Origin of the sequence: Helicobacter sp. CaF467b (assembly GCF_022664765.1) — a bacterium.
Taxonomy (GTDB): Bacteria; Campylobacterota; Campylobacteria; order Campylobacterales; family Helicobacteraceae; genus Helicobacter_D; species Helicobacter_D colisuis.
Genome location: NZ_JALAIY010000001.1, coordinates 1,203,498 through 1,219,086, shown reverse-complemented (window position 1 = coordinate 1,219,086; position 15,589 = coordinate 1,203,498). Strand labels below are relative to the sequence as shown.

15 protein-coding genes are annotated in these 15,589 nt (G+C 34.5%); 6 read left to right on the top strand and 9 right to left on the bottom strand.

Annotated features, from left to right (window positions below):
* Positions 1-120: 120 nt before the first annotated feature.
* The gene (locus MKD52_RS06195) at positions 121-1,269 is read right to left on the bottom strand and encodes a sugar transporter (RefSeq protein WP_242099634.1); all 1,149 of its coding nucleotides are present in this window, start codon (positions 1,267-1,269) and stop codon (positions 121-123) included.
* A 184-nt stretch (positions 1,270-1,453) separates the two neighbouring features.
* Here MKD52_RS06195 and MKD52_RS06190 point away from each other — a divergent pair, with 184 nt between their 5' ends.
* Both MKD52_RS06190 and MKD52_RS06185 read left to right on the top strand, forming a co-directional pair.
* Positions 1,454-2,158: a chemotaxis protein gene (locus tag MKD52_RS06190; protein ID WP_112057751.1), complete on the top strand. Its 705-nt coding sequence runs from the start codon at positions 1,454-1,456 to the stop codon at positions 2,156-2,158.
* A 5-nt stretch (positions 2,159-2,163) separates the two neighbouring features.
* Complete coding sequence (locus MKD52_RS06185) at positions 2,164-3,438, top strand: peptidase U32 family protein (protein ID WP_242099633.1); 1,275 nt, start codon at positions 2,164-2,166, stop codon at positions 3,436-3,438.
* Here the strand turns inward: MKD52_RS06185 and MKD52_RS06180 are convergent.
* The 5 genes from MKD52_RS06180 to gltX form a co-directional block, all read right to left on the bottom strand.
* Positions 3,435-3,596: a DUF2892 domain-containing protein gene (locus MKD52_RS06180; RefSeq protein WP_112057753.1), complete on the bottom strand. Its 162-nt coding sequence runs from the start codon at positions 3,594-3,596 to the stop codon at positions 3,435-3,437. The genes MKD52_RS06185 and MKD52_RS06180 overlap by 4 nt on opposite strands.
* 16 nt (positions 3,597-3,612) lie before the next feature.
* Complete coding sequence (locus MKD52_RS06175) at positions 3,613-4,965, bottom strand: FAD/NAD(P)-binding oxidoreductase (protein WP_242099632.1); 1,353 nt, start codon at positions 4,963-4,965, stop codon at positions 3,613-3,615.
* Between the two features lie 164 nt (positions 4,966-5,129).
* A complete protein-coding gene (locus tag MKD52_RS06170; protein WP_242099631.1) occupies positions 5,130-6,755 on the bottom strand; it encodes a lytic transglycosylase domain-containing protein in 1,626 nt (541 codons plus the stop codon).
* 9 nt (positions 6,756-6,764) lie between these two features.
* The gene (locus MKD52_RS06165; RefSeq protein ID WP_112057756.1) at positions 6,765-7,058 is read right to left on the bottom strand and encodes a YggT family protein; all 294 of its coding nucleotides are present in this window, start codon (positions 7,056-7,058) and stop codon (positions 6,765-6,767) included.
* A 1-nt stretch (position 7,059) separates the two neighbouring features.
* Positions 7,060-8,376, bottom strand: coding sequence for a glutamate--tRNA ligase (gltX, locus tag MKD52_RS06160; RefSeq protein WP_242099630.1), 1,317 nt, complete (start codon positions 8,374-8,376; stop codon positions 7,060-7,062).
* Positions 8,377-8,478: 102 nt separating this feature from the next.
* Here gltX and dapF point away from each other — a divergent pair, with 102 nt between their 5' ends.
* Positions 8,479-9,225, top strand: a complete 747-nt coding sequence (gene dapF, locus MKD52_RS06155) for a diaminopimelate epimerase (RefSeq protein WP_112057758.1) — start codon at positions 8,479-8,481, stop codon at positions 9,223-9,225.
* A gap of 3 nt (positions 9,226-9,228) precedes the next feature.
* On the opposite strand, the gene MKD52_RS06150 is transcribed toward dapF, so the two are convergent.
* Genes MKD52_RS06150 through MKD52_RS06140 form a run of 3 tightly spaced genes read right to left on the bottom strand, consistent with a single transcriptional unit; the run spans position 9,229 to position 11,592 of the window.
* Positions 9,229-9,855, bottom strand: a complete 627-nt coding sequence (locus tag MKD52_RS06150) for a protein-L-isoaspartate(D-aspartate) O-methyltransferase (RefSeq protein WP_112057759.1) — start codon at positions 9,853-9,855, stop codon at positions 9,229-9,231.
* On the bottom strand, positions 9,855-10,577 hold the full coding sequence (locus tag MKD52_RS06145; RefSeq protein ID WP_181566556.1) for a nitrilase-related carbon-nitrogen hydrolase: 723 nt from the start codon (positions 10,575-10,577) through the stop codon (positions 9,855-9,857). Before MKD52_RS06145 ends, MKD52_RS06150 begins: the two co-directional genes overlap by 1 nt.
* Positions 10,567-11,592 carry a ribonucleotide-diphosphate reductase subunit beta gene (locus MKD52_RS06140; protein WP_112057761.1) on the bottom strand — a complete coding sequence of 342 codons (1,026 nt, stop codon included), beginning with the start codon at positions 11,590-11,592 and terminating at the stop codon, positions 10,567-10,569. Before MKD52_RS06140 ends, MKD52_RS06145 begins: the two co-directional genes overlap by 11 nt.
* A 189-nt stretch (positions 11,593-11,781) precedes the next feature.
* On the opposite strand from MKD52_RS06140, the gene MKD52_RS06135 reads away from it, so the two are divergent.
* Genes MKD52_RS06135 through MKD52_RS06125 form a run of 3 tightly spaced genes read left to right on the top strand, consistent with a single transcriptional unit; the run spans position 11,782 to position 15,392 of the window.
* Positions 11,782-13,932 carry a cation-translocating P-type ATPase gene (locus MKD52_RS06135; protein ID WP_242099629.1) on the top strand — a complete coding sequence of 717 codons (2,151 nt, stop codon included), beginning with the start codon at positions 11,782-11,784 and terminating at the stop codon, positions 13,930-13,932.
* Complete coding sequence (gene flgA, locus MKD52_RS06130; protein ID WP_242099628.1) at positions 13,933-14,829, top strand: flagellar basal body P-ring formation chaperone FlgA; 897 nt, start codon at positions 13,933-13,935, stop codon at positions 14,827-14,829.
* Complete coding sequence (locus MKD52_RS06125) at positions 14,826-15,392, top strand: UbiX family flavin prenyltransferase (protein ID WP_112057764.1); 567 nt, start codon at positions 14,826-14,828, stop codon at positions 15,390-15,392. Before flgA ends, MKD52_RS06125 begins: the two co-directional genes overlap by 4 nt.
* Positions 15,393-15,589 lie beyond the last annotated feature (197 nt).

Here is a 15,589-nt window from a genome sequence, read left to right as displayed (position 1 = left end):
TTTAGGAAAACTATTTAATATAACTTAAAAAAGCTTAAAATAATGAATGATTTGTAAAGTTTGTTTTTTAAAAGAAAATATAGGAAATCCAAAAGCCATAAAGGCAAAATTTGGCTTGAATTAAACCCTTTTCATTAAAAGATAATAAATACAACCAAGTAGCGCAATAAATCCGCCTACATATCCAATGTAGCCTACTTCGAGCTTATCTATGACGATTCCACCAATAAATGCTCCACTACCAATTCCTATATTGTAAATCCCAGAAAACATTGACATTGCAATGGAGGTGGCTTTGGGGACTAAGTGAATGATTTTGGATTGAAAAGTTAGATTAAAGATTGTGATACACAATCCCCAAAAAATACAAATAAACACTATGCTAAAGCCACTATAGGCAAAAATTTGCAACACAAAAAGACTAGCCATAATTCCAAAGAGAGCAAAATAAGTAAATCCTAAAATGTGATTATCGTGATATTTTGTAAATAAAAAGCTACCTAAAAATCCAACAGCTCCAAAGGCGACTAAAAGGAGTGTGATTTCTGTTTTATCAAAGTGTGCAATTTGGGCTAAAAAAGGCTCAATATAGCTATATCCGGTAAAATGTGCAGTGGTTAAAAGAATCGTTAAAAGATAAATGCTTAGTAAATGTGGGGTTCTAAGGATTTGTGGAAGTTCTCGGATAGAAACCCCTCCAGTGCTTGGCATAGTTGGAAAAACTCTCCAAATAACAAGCAGAACTAAAAAAGCAACAATTCCTATGGCTAAAAAAGTGGTTCTCCAGCCTAGATATAAGCCTATCACACGCCCTAATGGCAATCCAGCAATAAAGGCAATAGCGGTTCCTGTTACAACAAAGCTAAGTGCGAGTGATTGTTTGCCCTCTGGAGCAGCACGCACTGCCATAGGAGTGGCAATTGACCAAAAAAGGGCGTGAGAAAAAGCCACGCAAATTCTTGAAATCACTAAAGTAATGTAATCATTTGCTAGGCTAGATAAAATATGACTTGCGACAAACAAAGCCATTACGCAAAGCAAAAGCTTCTTTAGCTCAACTTTAGAAAAGAGAAGCATTAAAGGCAAAGAAGTCAAAGCGACTACCCAAGCATACATTGTAATAAGAAAACCAACTTTGGCTTCGCTCATATTAAAATCTTGTGCTATAAGACTTAAAAGCCCAATAGGCACGAATTCTGAAGTGTTTAAAATAAAAGCACCAAGGCTAATAGCTAAGACACCTAGCCAAATTTTGATTTTATCTTGCATTATTATCCCCTAAAAAGAAAAAGCGGCATTGTATCAAAAATGGTTTTGAAATGCTTTAATAATTAGAATATAAAAATAAAGAAAAGCTTAGTTTTAAGTAAAAGTTTTAGATATTTTTAAAGTAAAATACAAAAAATTAATCGTATAATTATAGATTGAATTACTTTGAATTGAGGTTAGGCTAATGACACAAGAAGAATTAGATGCGCTACTTAATGAAAGTGTCCTAGACACAATGGAAGATGGAAGCGCCAACAAGGAAGAAAAAGCAGAGAATTCCAGCGAAAAAGAAGCAGAAATTAAAACTGCTGAGGGGATAAAAACAGAAGGTTTTCATATTGATTCAGAAACAAGTTGGCCACCACCACCACCGACAACAGAACATAAAGTTGTGCATCAGCTTGATGATGTAACGCGAGATTCAGAGGTTAAAGCCACAGAAACATTTGATAAATTAGAGTTAATTAACAATGCAGGGATGGATATTGAAGAGGGGCTTGGTAAGATTGATAAATTTGTAAAATCTCAAGAAGCAATGCTACAAAAATTACACCAAAAATTCCCAGATTTTCATACCTTTTCTCAGCAGTTAGAAGAAGTAGTAGAAGTAAAAAGCGTTTTGGAAACGCTTTTAAATGCTTCTCAAGATATTAGTAATGCATCTTTGGAAGCTATGGATATTATGCAGTATCAAGATATTCATCGCCAAAAAATTGAGCGTGTTATTAATGTTATGCGTGCGCTTTCTCGCTATATGAGTTCACTTTTTGAAGGAAAAGTGGATGATGCTAAGCGTGTAAGTTCTGCGGTGCATATCCAAGGCGATAATACAGAAAATGTTGTCAATGAAGAGGATATTGAAGCATTGATTGCAAATTTTGGTAAATAGCCATAATGAATAAGAATCTAAAAAAGCCTGAGCTACTTTCTCCTGCTGGGAATCTTAGGAAATTAAAAATTGCTTTGGAATATGGAGCGGATGCGGTTTATGGAGGCGTTAGCCATTTTTCTTTACGGAATCGAGCAGGAAAAGAGTTTGATTACGAAACTTTTGGTGAAGGTGTAGAATATACGCATAAAAGGGGTAAAAGAATCTATGTTACGATTAATGGATTTCCCTTTAACTCACAAATTAAGCTCTTAGAAAATCATATCTACAAAATGACAGAATTAAATCCTGATGCCTTTATTGTTGCAGCACCTGGTGTTGTGAAGCTTGCCAAAGAAATCGCTCCGCAAATACCTATTCATCTATCCACCCAAGCAAATGTGCTTAATGTGCTTGATGCAAAGGTATTTTATGAGATGGGAGTAAAGCGAATCGTTGCTGCAAGGGAATTAAGCTTAAAAGATGCAGTTGAAATCAAAAAAGTCTTACCGGATTTAGAGATTGAAATTTTTGTGCATGGTAGTATGTGTTTTGCCTTTTCTGGTCGTTGCCTTATTTCAGCCCTTCAAAGCGGACGCGTGCCAAATCGTGGGAGTTGTGCTAATGATTGTAGGTTTGATTATGAGTATTATGTTAGAAACCCAGATAATGGCGTGATGATGAGACTTGTAGAAGAAGAGGGAGTAGGGACGCATATTTTTAATGCCAAAGATTTAAAGCTTATGGAACATATGCCTTTGATTTTAGAGAGTGGCGTGATTGATTCGTTAAAGATTGAGGGGAGAACAAAATCGAGTTATTATGCAGGAATTACAGCTTTAGCTTATAGGGAAGCCATTGATGGATATTTTGGTGGAAATTTTGAGCTAGAAAAATACGAAAGAGAGCTAGAAACACTTAAGAATCGAGGTTTTAGTGATGGATATTTGATACACCGCCCTTATGAAAAAAATAATACACAAAACCACTTAACCGCCATTAGTGAGGGTAGTTATCAAGTTAATGCTGAAGTGAGTGAAGATGGTAAATTTGCCCTTTGTCGCCATACTATTAGAGCAGGGGAAGCAAAAGAGATTGTAAGCGCTAATGAGGCAAATATTAGTGAAGGGAAAAATGACTTGGGTGAAATTTATTCGCAAGGCGATAAAAAGTTTATGAGATTTTTTAAGATTGTATTAGAAAATGGGAAAGAATTAGATTCTATTCATAGCGGAAATGAAAATAGGATCGCACTCCCATTGCCACTTCCACCTTTTAGCTTTTTACGCCAAAAGCTTTAACTCTTTTTGAGTAATTTATAAAGCGGACAATATCCATAAACTGCACTTAGCAAAGGTAGTAGAGAAATAATCCACCACCAGCTAGGACATAAAAAACCAAAAATAAAATAAATTAGCATCGCTACAAGTAATCGGATAGTTTTGTCTAAATTGCTCATTTTTTCTCCTTATTTTTTAAGCTCTCGCATAAATCATACCATTCATAACCATTGGTTTCATTAAATAAATTTTAACAAACCAATTTAACCAACTCTCTCTTGTTGCGCCAAAGCAAGGCAAACTAGGTGCTGCACCTTTGTAGTCAAATTCCACCATAACAGCTTTTCCATATCTTGTTAATAAAGGACAAGCGGTATAACCATCAAATTTTGCTTGAAGTGGTTTGTTATTTAAATGCGCAATGATATTTTCAGCAATAACTGGATATTGTTTGCGAATACTTGCCCCTGTTTTTCCTTTTGGGATTCCTGCGCAATCTCCGATAGCAAAGATATGAGGGTATTTTTTGTGTTGTAAAGTATATTGATCGACATCAACCCAATGTCCAGCAACATCGCCTTTGGTAATGGCAAGTCCTGAATCACTAATAAAGCTAGAAGTTGTCATCCTAGGAATTACAAATAAATAGTCAAAAGGTTTTTGAAAAGTTTCTTTAGCTACTTTTGAGACACCATTTTCACTATAAGGCATTAATTTTTCAAAAGTTGCCATTTTTTTATCTTTATCTATTTCCACTAGCACATTTCTCATTGAATAGGGCATATTTCGTGAAATGAAAAATTGTTCAATCATTTTTGCATGAATTGGACTAGAGAGCATTGCACCTCCGCCAGCATATAAGTGCATATCAAATTTATCTTTTATATTTTGGCTGTTTAATCTATCTTCTAGCAAAAAGTAGATTTTCTTATTAGCTCCACCGCATTTAATTGCTGTATTTGGTTCTGCAAAAAGAATTTTACCTCCATTACTTTTTTCTATTTTTTCAAACATTTTTTGAGCCTTTACGGCCCCATCAGCAGTATAAATTGTTGTGATATTGTAGTTTGGATCTTGAATGGTTTCTTCATCTAGACCTTTGACTTTATCAAACTCATAAGTTGTTCCAGTAGCAATTACTAAATAGTCATATTGATGAGTTTGATTGCTTGTAGTAGTTAAAGTTTTTGCTTCAGGATCAACTTTGGTTACATTTTCTTTAATCCATTTCACTTTATCGTGAATCAAATCTTCTTTTTTGTATGAAGTGTCTTGCTTATTATAGATTCCAGCAGCAATAAGAGTGAATCCGGGTTGATAATATAAGATTGGATCGGCATCAAAAAGTATTATTTTTGCATTAGGCAAATCTTTAATTAGCTGCGCAGAAAGTGAGATTCCACCAAGTCCTGCACCAATGATTGCGATGTTTGGGGAGAGAGTGGATTTGGCTTCTGAAGGTGTTGCAGCAAGGCTTGAAGCTCCTAGTGCCACTCCGCTAACTCCCATAATTTTTAATAAGTCTCGACGACTGAGTTTTGCTTCCATAATTATACTCCACTAAATTAAGTTGGTGAAATATTATAATACGAAATGTCCTTAAAGTTGTGTGATAAAATCACAATAGATTGTATAAGAATTTTAAGGATTGCAATGAAATATAAAATTTTAGAGTGCTTTTTAGAGCAAGAGATTAAAATCTTGCTTTAAACTCAATAGATAAGAGTGTCTTGAAGTGTCTTTTGAAGATCAATTTCCTTGCCAAAACTTTTTTGATAAATAATGTAGTTTGCAAGGACTTTTTTACCATATTTTCTAGTTTCCTCATAAGGAATCATCTCCATACTATACCAAGGATCAAGTGGATTATCTTTTTTAAAGAGTTGTTTGGTCTCTAAAAGTCTGCGCGTAAATCCCGGACCGCCATTATAAGCATAAGAAATAAATAAAGGGTGTTTGAATTCCTTTAATAAAGGGCGAGTAAAGTATTCTGCATAAGGGATATTAATCGCAGGATCAAACATATCTTGGTAAGTGATTTTTTCTGATTCGCCCATTTGTTTGGCAATAGCTGTTACATTAAAGGGCATTAGTTGCATTACTCCTAGGGCATAGGAAGTGGAAATTGCCGTGGGAATAAAAAGGCTCTCTTGTCGTCCTAGCGCATAAAGAAGTGCTTGTGTGTCATTATTGAATTGTTTCATAATTGTTGGAAAAGGTTTAAGAAAGTATTCTTTATTAGCTTGTTTGTTTAACCAAAAGAAATGTGGCTTAGTGTTAAGATGATTGACTTTTTGTAAGAGCGCTTCTTTATCTTTTGGGGTTTGATTTTTATAAGAATCGCGGATTTTTTCCCATTCAAAAGGATTTTTAATATCCCATTTTGCAAGAGTATTAGATGTTTGAATGTCATAGAGAATTTCAAATTGTGGTTTATTGTTTGTAAGCTCTAAAGCCGCTAGAGTATAGAGATCCATTGATTTAGATTGTGAAAGTTCTTGAAGATAGCTTGAATCTTTGGAGGCAAGATAAGCCCAAAAAAGTCCGCGATTCTTTTCAAATGAGTATCTCGCATTTTCTAAAGAATGGATAAAAAAGCTTAAAGAATCGATATTATTATGGTTTCTAATGGCATTTAATCCCAAATAAAAGGCACTCTCATCATCTAAAAATAGAAGTGTTTCTTTGGGTGAAATCTGCGTTAAAGAATGGCTAAAAACTTTCATATCAGGATTAAGAATAGCAAGTCTTATAAGTCTCATAAAGGGTGGATGTTTTTGAGAAATATAGTCTAATAAAACGCGTTTAGGAAGTGCGGCGTTAAGAAATCGCTTCCTGTAATAGCTAGAAACTCCAAAATAAAAACTACTATAAACTTCAACATTAGTTTTAATAAGCTCATTAAAGGGATTTTGTGAGGCAAGAATCTTTAGTTGTGTAGCAAGAATTTGGTCTGTTTTTTGGAGTTTTTGGGAGAGTTGGAGTAGAGTTTTTGGCTCTAGTTTTTCGGCTTTTTGGAGTGTTAATCCATAGGCGATACATTGCGAATCTTGTTTGATTAATTTTTGAAGTTCCATTTGTTGGCAAATGGTTTCTTTTGAGAGGGTTTTGTTATCGCCTTTTTTATAATAAAGTCCAAAGAGTTTAGCGTTTTTTCTCAAAGCAAGATTGTAGGCTTCTGTGGCTTCTTTGGGATTAATATCTTGTTGTAAAAACAGCCAAATGTAAAAATCGCGCGAGATTCCTTTGGGCTGTTTTTTTAGATAATCTAAAGTAAGATTTTGTGAGTTAGCAGAAGCATAAATTAAAAAAGAAAATAATAAAAAAAGCACTTTCATGGCATTTCCTTAGAGAGTGTTTGCGAAGCTATAGAGTAACTTTACAAAAAAGAGATTAATAAATTGCAAAGCAAGAATCACAATAATAGGAGTAATGTCAATCCCACTAATGATTGTTGGGATAAAGCGACGAATTTTTGCATACACTGGCTCTGTGAGTTTGTAGAGAATCTGCACGATAGGATTGTAAGGATCAGGACGCACCCAAGAGATAAGGGCAGCGATAATCACAATCCAGATATAAATATTAATCGCCATACTCATAATTTGTGCGACAGCTTGAATAAAAGTGCTTAAAACCATTTTAACTCCTAATAATGTCTTGCAAATAAAGTCTTAAAATAGGGAATAAGTCGCTAAGTTCTGGTCCGTGTTCGTAGCCAGTAAGCAAGAATCTTAAAGGTTTAAAGAATTTTTTACCTTTGAGATTAGAATGATTCATGGCTTGATTTTTGAAATTTTCATAATCTTCTTTGGTAAAATCTTGGGCTTGTAGCATTGATTGTAAGGTGCTTTGTAGGATTTTAATTTCTTCTTGAAATTCCATTGTTGATTCTAAAAGCAAGGATTTTTTCATAAAGATTCTATCAACTTTCTCGCGCAATTCATTAAGGGTGCTTGATTCTTGTAAATAAAGCTTTGCTAAAGCGCCGATGCTAGAATCTTTGTAACCCAAAAGCACCGCTAAATCTTGTTCGCTAAGGAGTTTAAAGTGTTCGCGATTTAAAAAACGGAGTTTATTAATATCAAATTTCGCAGGAGCTTTGGCGATATTTTGAATATCAAACCATTTTATCGAATCTTTAAGAGTAAAAACTTCACAAGGCGTTTTATTGCCTATTAAAATTAAATAATTAGCAATGGCTTGGGGTAGATAACCCTCATTTAATAACCACTGCACACTTGAAGCATTGTCACGCTTGCTCATTTTTTTGCCCTCTTCATTAAGTAAAATAGGCAGATGCGCAAATTCAATATTTTTTTGATAGCTCAATGCTTGATGGATTAGCATTTGTTTAGGTGTGTTGCTTACATGATCTTCTCCGCGCACGATAAAATTAACATCATAAAGCATATCATCTACCGCACAAGCAAAATTGTAAGTTGGAATCCCATTTTCTTTAAGGATTACAAAGCTGTCTAGTTCATTAGGTGAAAATTCAATTTTTCCTTTGATTTTATCAGTAAATTCCATTGCCACTTCAGAGCCTTTTAGGCGAATGACTGGGTTTGGGTTTGAATCTTTTTGGAGTGTTGCCCATGAATCATCATATCTAAAAGCTTCGTGCTTGGCTTTGGATTCTTCTCGTTTTTGCTCTAAAAATTCTTTGGTGCAATAGCAATAAAATGCCTTGTTTTGTGAGATAAGGTAGTCTGCAAGTTGGCGATGGCGTGGGAAATTATCACTTTGATAGACAAGCATATCCCATTTGATTCCAAAAAGGGTGAGCAAAAACATAATGTCTTTGTCTTTTCCTTCAATATTTCTTGCAGTGTCGGTATCTTCAATCCGCAAAAGGAATTTTTCACCGCGCTGCATACAAAGAATGTAATTAAAAATAGCAGCACGTAGATTTCCTATGTGCATATCACCTGTGGGACTTGGGGCAAATCTAAGCATAAAAACCTCTGATATATGGATATAGTTTCGTGATTTTATCATATGGAATCTTGAAATACTCTATATAATGTTATAATTTTAAAAATAAAAGGGGTTAAAATAATGTTTTTTAGTAAATATTCTGCAAGTGGAAATGATTTTATATTAATGCATACCTTTAGATTTAAAGAAAATTCTTATGGTGAGTTAGCTAAGAGAATCTGTCATCGCCAAGAAGGAATTGGAGCTGATGGTTTGATTATTTTAAAGCCACATTTGGAATATGATTTTGAGTGGGAATTTTATAATGCTGATGGCAGTGTGGCTGAAATGTGTGGAAATGGGAGTAGGGCAGCTGCAATGTATGCAAGGGATTTGGGGTTAGCAGGAGAGCAACAAAAATTTTTAAGCAAAGCTGGGGTAATAAGGGTTAGCATAGAGGGGAATTGGGCGGAGAGTGCTTTAAGCAAGGCGGATATTTTACAAAAAGAAATTAGCGAGTTTGGCGTAAAATGGTGGTTGCTTAATACAGGAGTGCCGCATTTAGTGTGTGAAAATGCAAATCTTGCATTTTTAAATAAAGAGGATTTACGATTTTTGCGACATAAATACAATGCTAATGTTAATATTGCTTCATTGCAAGAAAATAAGGTTTTGGCAAGAACTTTTGAGCGTGGGGTAGAAGATGAAACTTTGGCTTGTGGAACAGGAATGGCAGCGATGTTTTATTATTTACTTTTATTGGGTAAGGTTTCTAACCCTTGTCTTTTTAATCCTGCAAGCAAAGAGAATTTATATTTAAGAGAGAATAAGGGGGTGCTGTATTTAAAAGGAGAAGTGAGAAAGATATGTGATTTTGTGAAAGATTAAGCACTATTCAATACCATTTTGAATAGGCACAAAAATGCAAGAATCAAGCTCTTCTGAAGTAATGGAATGATTGTGTTTATAAAAGCGTGTGATAATTTGGAGATTCCCTTTTTGGATTGGAGCTATAAGAATCCCACCTATTTGAAGTTGATTAAAAATCTCTTGTGGAATTGTCGTGGCTACTGCTGAGAAAAGTATCCTATCATAAGGCGCATATGCACTCCAGCCTTTTTGCCCATCATCTAGTTTTGTGTTGATATTACTAAGATTGCAGGTTTTGATTCTTAAACGCGCTTCATTAAGAAGTTTTTCGATTCTTTCAATGCTGAAAACTCTACGAACAAGACAGCTAAGAATAGCTGCTTGATAACCACTTCCACAGCCGATTTCTAAGACATTATCTGCACCTTCGCATTGGAGGTATTCTGTCATTTTGGCAACCGTAAGTGGAGAGCTAATCCATTGACTAGCACCCATAGGAAGTGCATCAAGGGAATAGGCTAGATGCTTAAAACCTTCAGGGACAAAAATTTCACGATTGATTTTTAAAAGAGCATTTTGGACATTTTGACTTAAAGGAAATTGGCGTGTAATTTCATGCACCATTTGAGCAGTTTTGATGGTTTGCATTAAAGTCCTATGTCAATGAATTTTCGCACTTTTGCAACATCATTGAAATTTGCCTTTAAGCCTATGATTTCTTGTGAATCATCTTGAGTTGCATAGCCAAAAGGTGTGATAATCGCACTGCCCCCATCCATAGAATCATTGGTGCTATTACTTGCTACAACAAAGCTTTGAGTGGTGATTGCAAGGGCTTTGGTGAGAGTCTGGAAGTGATCCTTTCGCTCTTTTGCCCATTGCGCAGGGACAAAAATAAGATCGCAACCTTTGAGCTTTTGCCAAAGTTCAATAAATCTTAATTCAAAGCAGTTAATAGCACCGCATTTGATACCATCAATTATAAAAGGGGAAATTTCTTCAATATTGCCTGCTTGAAAGTGTAAATGCTCATTACCTAGCGGAAAGAGCTTGTTTTTACTTTGCTTGTGAAGCAATTCTCCGCGATGAAAAACTTTAAGATTGTTATAAAAACCATTTTTGTATTTTTCTATCATAGTGGTTATGATTGTTTTTTCGCTTGATAGTTTGAGTAGAGTTTCTGTTGCTTCTTTAGCAAACTCGCTCGCTTCTTCCATTCTTTGGTAACAAAAATTAGTTAAAGCAACTTCAGGTGCAAGAATAATAGAATCACTTTCGCATTCCAAGATAAGATTTTTAAAATATATAAGATTCTCTTCAAAATTTTGTTTGGTTTTAAATTGTAAGGTATAAAGTGACTTAGAAATCATCAAAATTAATACTCCCTTTTGCGTAATTTGTTACATTTCCTTCAAAGAAGTTAGTTTTTTGTTCATTAAAAGAGCTAAAAGAATCAACCCATTTAATAGGGTGTTTAGCATTATAAAGTGCGGGTAGTCCCACGCGTTTTAGGCGCTCATCGGCTAAATATTTAATGTATTCTTGAATAATTTCACTAGTAAGCCCAAGAATCTGTCCTTGTGTAATATATTCTCCCCACGCAGTCTCCACCTTAACAGCTTCTCTAAACATTTCAATTACTTCTTCTTCTAAATCCTTAGTAAAAAGTTCAGGAGTTTCTTTTCTAACAGAGTTAATCATATTTTGAAAGAGAAGTAAATGGGTAACTTCATCGCGTTGAATAAAGCGAATCATTTGCGCACTTCCGAGCATTTTTCCGCTTCTTGCTAGGGTATAGAAAAAGGCAAAACCGCTATAAAAATAGATTCCTTCTAAGATTTGATTGGCAAACATAGCTTTAATAATATTGCGCTCTATTGGATTTATTGCAAGTTGTTCATAAACTGCTGCAATATAATCATTTTTACTTTTTAATTGCATATCGCTTCGCCACATATCATAGATTTCATCTGTGTTAGCTGAGATTGATTCTACCATTACAGCATAACTTTGGGAATGAAGTGCTTCTTCAAAAGCTTGGCGCACTAAAATAAGATTGATTTCTGGGCTTGTAATATAGGGATTAACATTGTCTATTAGGTTGTTAGTTTGTAATGAATCCATAAAAATAAGTTGCGCTAAAGCTCTATCATAGCCAATTTTTTCTTCAGGAGTAAGCCCTTCTGCATAGTCACGCTTATCTGGTGTCATATTAACTTCTTCAGGAAACCAAGAATTTGCAAGCATTACTTTCCAAAGGTTGTAAGCCCATTGATATTTGATTTTGTTAAGCTCAAAGATGCTAGTTGGATTACCCCCAAAGATTTTCCTTTCATTAACGCTTTCATTGGAGTTTGGATTATAGATTTTTTTGCGATGCAACATAAGTTTTCCTTGAAGTCATTTAGTTTTAAATATTTTATTTTTTTGTAATTATAATAAGTTTTTTATTTAAAATAACTTGATTTTAAATGTAACTAAAAAAGGAATTCGTTAGAATCTTAATAAAATTAACTTTTAAAGCTATATTTTCTTAGAGATAAATATTTAATGCACTAGGATTTAAGGGATAAAATGACTGAAGTTGCAAAATTAAATATTAGCGGAATGCATTGTAGTGCTTGTTCTGCCACAATTGAACATAATTTAAAAAAAGTGTCAGGCATTACAAACATTAAGATTAATGCAATTAGTGGTAGGGCAAAAATTGCTTTTGATTCAGCAAAAGTAAGTGAGCAAAAAATTATTGATTTGATCACTTCTTATGGATTCCCTGCCTCAAAAGATAATGCAAAGGAATTAGAGATTTTATACATTCAAGGCTTAAAAAAGCGTTTGTGGATTGGAATCCCTTTGTTTTTATTGATTTTTATACTGCATATGAGTGGATTCCATAGCACTTGGAGCTCCATTGTTCAGCTTGTTTTAGCAACGATAGTGCAGGTGTATTGTGGCTATCCTTTTTATGTGGGAGCTAAAAGTTTTTTTAAAACTAAAAGTGCGGATATGAATGTATTAATTGCGCTTGGAACGAGTGTGGCGTATTTGTATTCGGTATATTTATTTGCTAGTGGTGGGAGTAATGGATATTATTTTGAGGGGTCTAGTGCTGTAATTTGCTTTGTTTTATTGGGAGAATTTTTAAAAAGCAAAGCCAAAAAAAAGGCAGGTGATGAGCTTGAATCTTTGGTAAAGATTCTGCCAAGTCAAGCTAGAATCTTAAAAGATGGAAAGATAGAGTGGATTGCTATTAACCAAATTAAAAAAGGCGATGAATGCCTTGTAGTTGGTGGAGAGAAGATTCCACTAGATGGGATTGTAATAAAAGGAAGTGCAGAAGTTAGCAGTGCGCATATCAATGGCGAAGAAATGCCTAGAGTGCTAGAGGTAGGTAGTGAAGTTATTGGAGGAAGTTTGGTATTAAATGGAGAAATTACCATTCAATCTTGTAAAGATTCTAATGAGTTTTTTGTCTATGAAATGCTAGATCTTTTGGAGCTTTCACAAACCCAAAAACCACCCATTGGCAAAATGGCAGATAAGATTGCTTCTATTTTTGTGCCAAGCATTGTGATTTTAAGTCTTGTAGCCTTTGTGTTTTGGTGGACTATGGGTGAGGGATTTGCCTTTAGTTTATCTATTGCAGCGGCTATTTTGGTTGTCTCTTGTCCTTGTGCTTTGGGGCTTGCTGTGCCATTAGCGATTGTGTGTGCAAGTATGCGCGCAAAAAAAAGTGAAATTTTGATTAAGTCTCCAGAGATTTATGAGAGAGCAAAGCAGATTAAAACAATTGTATTTGATAAAACAGGAACGCTAACAAAGGGCGAAATTACGCTAAAGAATGTTGAGTTGGTTGAAGAAAATGCAGAGTTTGATTTAAACTTTCTTGCTAGTTTAGTCTATGTAATGCAAGAGAACAATCCTCATCCTATTGCAAAGGCATTTTTGGAGTATTTTAAAACAAATAAACAAACAATTAAATTGCAAGAAAAAGAATATCTTGTTGCTAAAGGTGTGAGGGCGAAATATCAACAAAAAGAATATTTTTTGGGATCATTGGGGTGGATTGAAGAGATTCTAGGTGGAATAGAAAAGATAAAATGCAGAGAAAATGTGATTGCTTTGTGTGATAATAAGAAACTTTTGGCTTTGTTTTATTTGCAAGATTCAATTAAAAATGGCGCAAAAGAAGTAGTAGAATCTCTTAAAACTAAAGGAATACAATCTGTCATCTTAAGTGGAGATAATATAGAGAGTGTGGAGAGGGTGGCTAAAAGCATAGGGATTGAAAGATTTTATGCAGGGGTAAATCCCACGCAAAAAGCCGAAGTGGTGGCAAAACTCGCAAAAGAGGGTGGAGTGTGTTTTGTGGGAGATGGAATTAATGATGCTTTAGCACTTAAACAAGCTAGTTTTGGAATTTCTTTTGTTAATGCCACAGAATTGGCTCAAGAAATAGGGGATGTTTTACTTTTAAAAGATGATTTAAAAGGAATTATTAAGGTATTTGAAATCGCTTTTGCAACTTTAAGTAATATCAAGCAGAATCTATTTTTTGCATACATATATAATATAGTTTTAATTCCTATTGCCGCTGGAGCTTTGTATCCTGTATTTGGGATTATTTTACAACCAGCATTTGCAGGAATGGCAATGGCATTTAGTTCGGTGAGTGTAGTGAGCAATGCGTTGCGTATTACAAAGTTAAAGCTAAAAGGAGAATAAATGTTCCAAAGGATTCTAGGGATTTTACTCTTTTTTGGAACTGCTTTGTATGGATTAGAATATTTTGTGTTAGAAGAAGAATATCATTTTGATGAAAATAAAATCTATGCTAAAACATTATTTCCACAATTAGACTATGACTTTTTGCTTTTGGAGATTCCTACAAATTCTAGTAATTTTCAAATCAAAAGTTTTCAACTAATTGCTCTTTTTGAAAAAGAGGGCATACAAATGGGGGCAAAATCCTCTGTTATTACTTTTAAAAGAGAGATTAAGGGTGATATTGATGGAGTTAAGAATTATATTATGGGTTTATTTTTACAAGAATACAAAAAAAATAATATTAAGATTCGCTCCATTGAGCTAGAGCAAATAACGCCAACTGATTTTAATCCCAAAACAATGAGAGAGATTGATTTCCACTCTAAACTTTTAAAACGCAAAGAAGGAACTTTTGATGTGGTGGTAGAAGAAAATGGGCGCAATAAAAAAGTGTTTTTTAAATATAATCTTGATGCTACTTTGGAGGGAATTATGACGATAGACGAAATAAGCGGAGGGCAGACAATCACCTATCAAAATGCGCGTGTAGTTGAGATTCCTTTTGATAAAATTAGCGCCGAATTAATGAGAAGCGAAGAGATTGGCAAAGTGGCAGTGCGCTCTTATACCCCAAAAGAAGTTTTAGTAACGCACGATAGATTAGTGGCTAAACGAGTTGTTAAAAAAGGCGATAAAATTGTAGTAAGTGTGCAAGAAAAAGGAGTTTTGTTAGAATTTGTTTTAGAAGCGCTTAAAAATGGAGCCATTGGAGATGTGATAAGAGCTAAAACGCTTGAGGGCAAAAAAACTTATCAAGTTAAAGTCATTGATGAGGGGAGGGGAATTTTGCAATGAAGCGAATTATTGTTGGAATTAGCGGAGCAAGTGGGGCAGGGCTTGGATTGCGATTCTTAAAAGCTTTGCCTGGTGAGTTAGAAAAATATTGCGTGATTTCAAATGGAGCCAAGCAAGTTTTGCTATCAGAAGAAGGGCGAAAGGAATATATGGAATTTGAAGCAATACAAACTAAAGATAATAAGATTTTTATACTAGAAGATAGTGATATGGGAGCTTGCATTGCTAGTGGATCTTTTGTTTGCGAGGCAATGGCGGTGATTCCTTGTTCTCAAAACACCCTAGCAAAAATCGCTTGTGGAATCAGCGATACTTTAATAACTCGCGCTGCAAGCGTTATGATAAAAGAACAAAGAAAACTTTTGCTTTCCCCGCGAGAAATGCCCCTAAGTCCGATTGTTTTAGAAAATATGTTAAAGCTCTCAAAACTTAGAGTGATTATGGCACCGCCTATAGTGGGTTATTATGCTGGGGGTGATCTTGAAAGCATTGAGCATATGTTAATAGGTAAGTGGTGTGATAGTTTAGGGATTCCTTATAAATATAAGCGCTGGGGAGAATAATCTAATCTTAAATTATAATTTTCATACAAATCTCTCTCAATCCCTTTTATTTTAATATTCCCTTAAGCTTATGCTGCTATAATTCCACTTCCTTTTTTGAAATAAAAAAAGTGTTCTTTTGGCTTTATATACATTAATATAGTATAGTTTTAAAGTTAAAATGATCTTTGACAACTAAGCAGGAATATAAAAGACAA

What these genes read in the sequence shown, in the direction of transcription:
- MKD52_RS06175 (WP_242099632.1), bottom strand. Translation starts at nt 4,965, where the DNA reads ATGGAAGCAAAACTCAGTCGTCGAGACTTATTAAAAATTATGGGAGTT.
- flgA (WP_242099628.1), top strand. Translation starts at nt 13,933, where the DNA reads ATGTTCCAAAGGATTCTAGGGATTTTACTCTTTTTTGGAACTGCTTTG.
- MKD52_RS06150 (WP_112057759.1), bottom strand. Translation starts at nt 9,855, where the DNA reads ATGCAAACCATCAAAACTGCTCAAATGGTGCATGAAATTACACGCCAA.
- MKD52_RS06145 (WP_181566556.1), bottom strand. Translation starts at nt 10,577, where the DNA reads ATGATTTCTAAGTCACTTTATACCTTACAATTTAAAACCAAACAAAAT.
- MKD52_RS06170 (WP_242099631.1), bottom strand. Translation starts at nt 6,755, where the DNA reads ATGAAAGTGCTTTTTTTATTATTTTCTTTTTTAATTTATGCTTCTGCT.
- gltX (WP_242099630.1), bottom strand. Translation starts at nt 8,376, where the DNA reads ATGCTTAGATTTGCCCCAAGTCCCACAGGTGATATGCACATAGGAAAT.
- MKD52_RS06165 (WP_112057756.1), bottom strand. Translation starts at nt 7,058, where the DNA reads ATGGTTTTAAGCACTTTTATTCAAGCTGTCGCACAAATTATGAGTATG.
- MKD52_RS06140 (WP_112057761.1), bottom strand. Translation starts at nt 11,592, where the DNA reads ATGTTGCATCGCAAAAAAATCTATAATCCAAACTCCAATGAAAGCGTT.
- MKD52_RS06190 (WP_112057751.1), top strand. Translation starts at nt 1,454, where the DNA reads ATGACACAAGAAGAATTAGATGCGCTACTTAATGAAAGTGTCCTAGAC.
- MKD52_RS06135 (WP_242099629.1), top strand. Translation starts at nt 11,782, where the DNA reads ATGACTGAAGTTGCAAAATTAAATATTAGCGGAATGCATTGTAGTGCT.
- MKD52_RS06195 (WP_242099634.1), bottom strand. Translation starts at nt 1,269, where the DNA reads ATGCAAGATAAAATCAAAATTTGGCTAGGTGTCTTAGCTATTAGCCTT.
- dapF (WP_112057758.1), top strand. Translation starts at nt 8,479, where the DNA reads ATGTTTTTTAGTAAATATTCTGCAAGTGGAAATGATTTTATATTAATG.
- MKD52_RS06125 (WP_112057764.1), top strand. Translation starts at nt 14,826, where the DNA reads ATGAAGCGAATTATTGTTGGAATTAGCGGAGCAAGTGGGGCAGGGCTT.
- MKD52_RS06180 (WP_112057753.1), bottom strand. Translation starts at nt 3,596, where the DNA reads ATGAGCAATTTAGACAAAACTATCCGATTACTTGTAGCGATGCTAATT.
- MKD52_RS06185 (WP_242099633.1), top strand. Translation starts at nt 2,164, where the DNA reads ATGAATAAGAATCTAAAAAAGCCTGAGCTACTTTCTCCTGCTGGGAAT.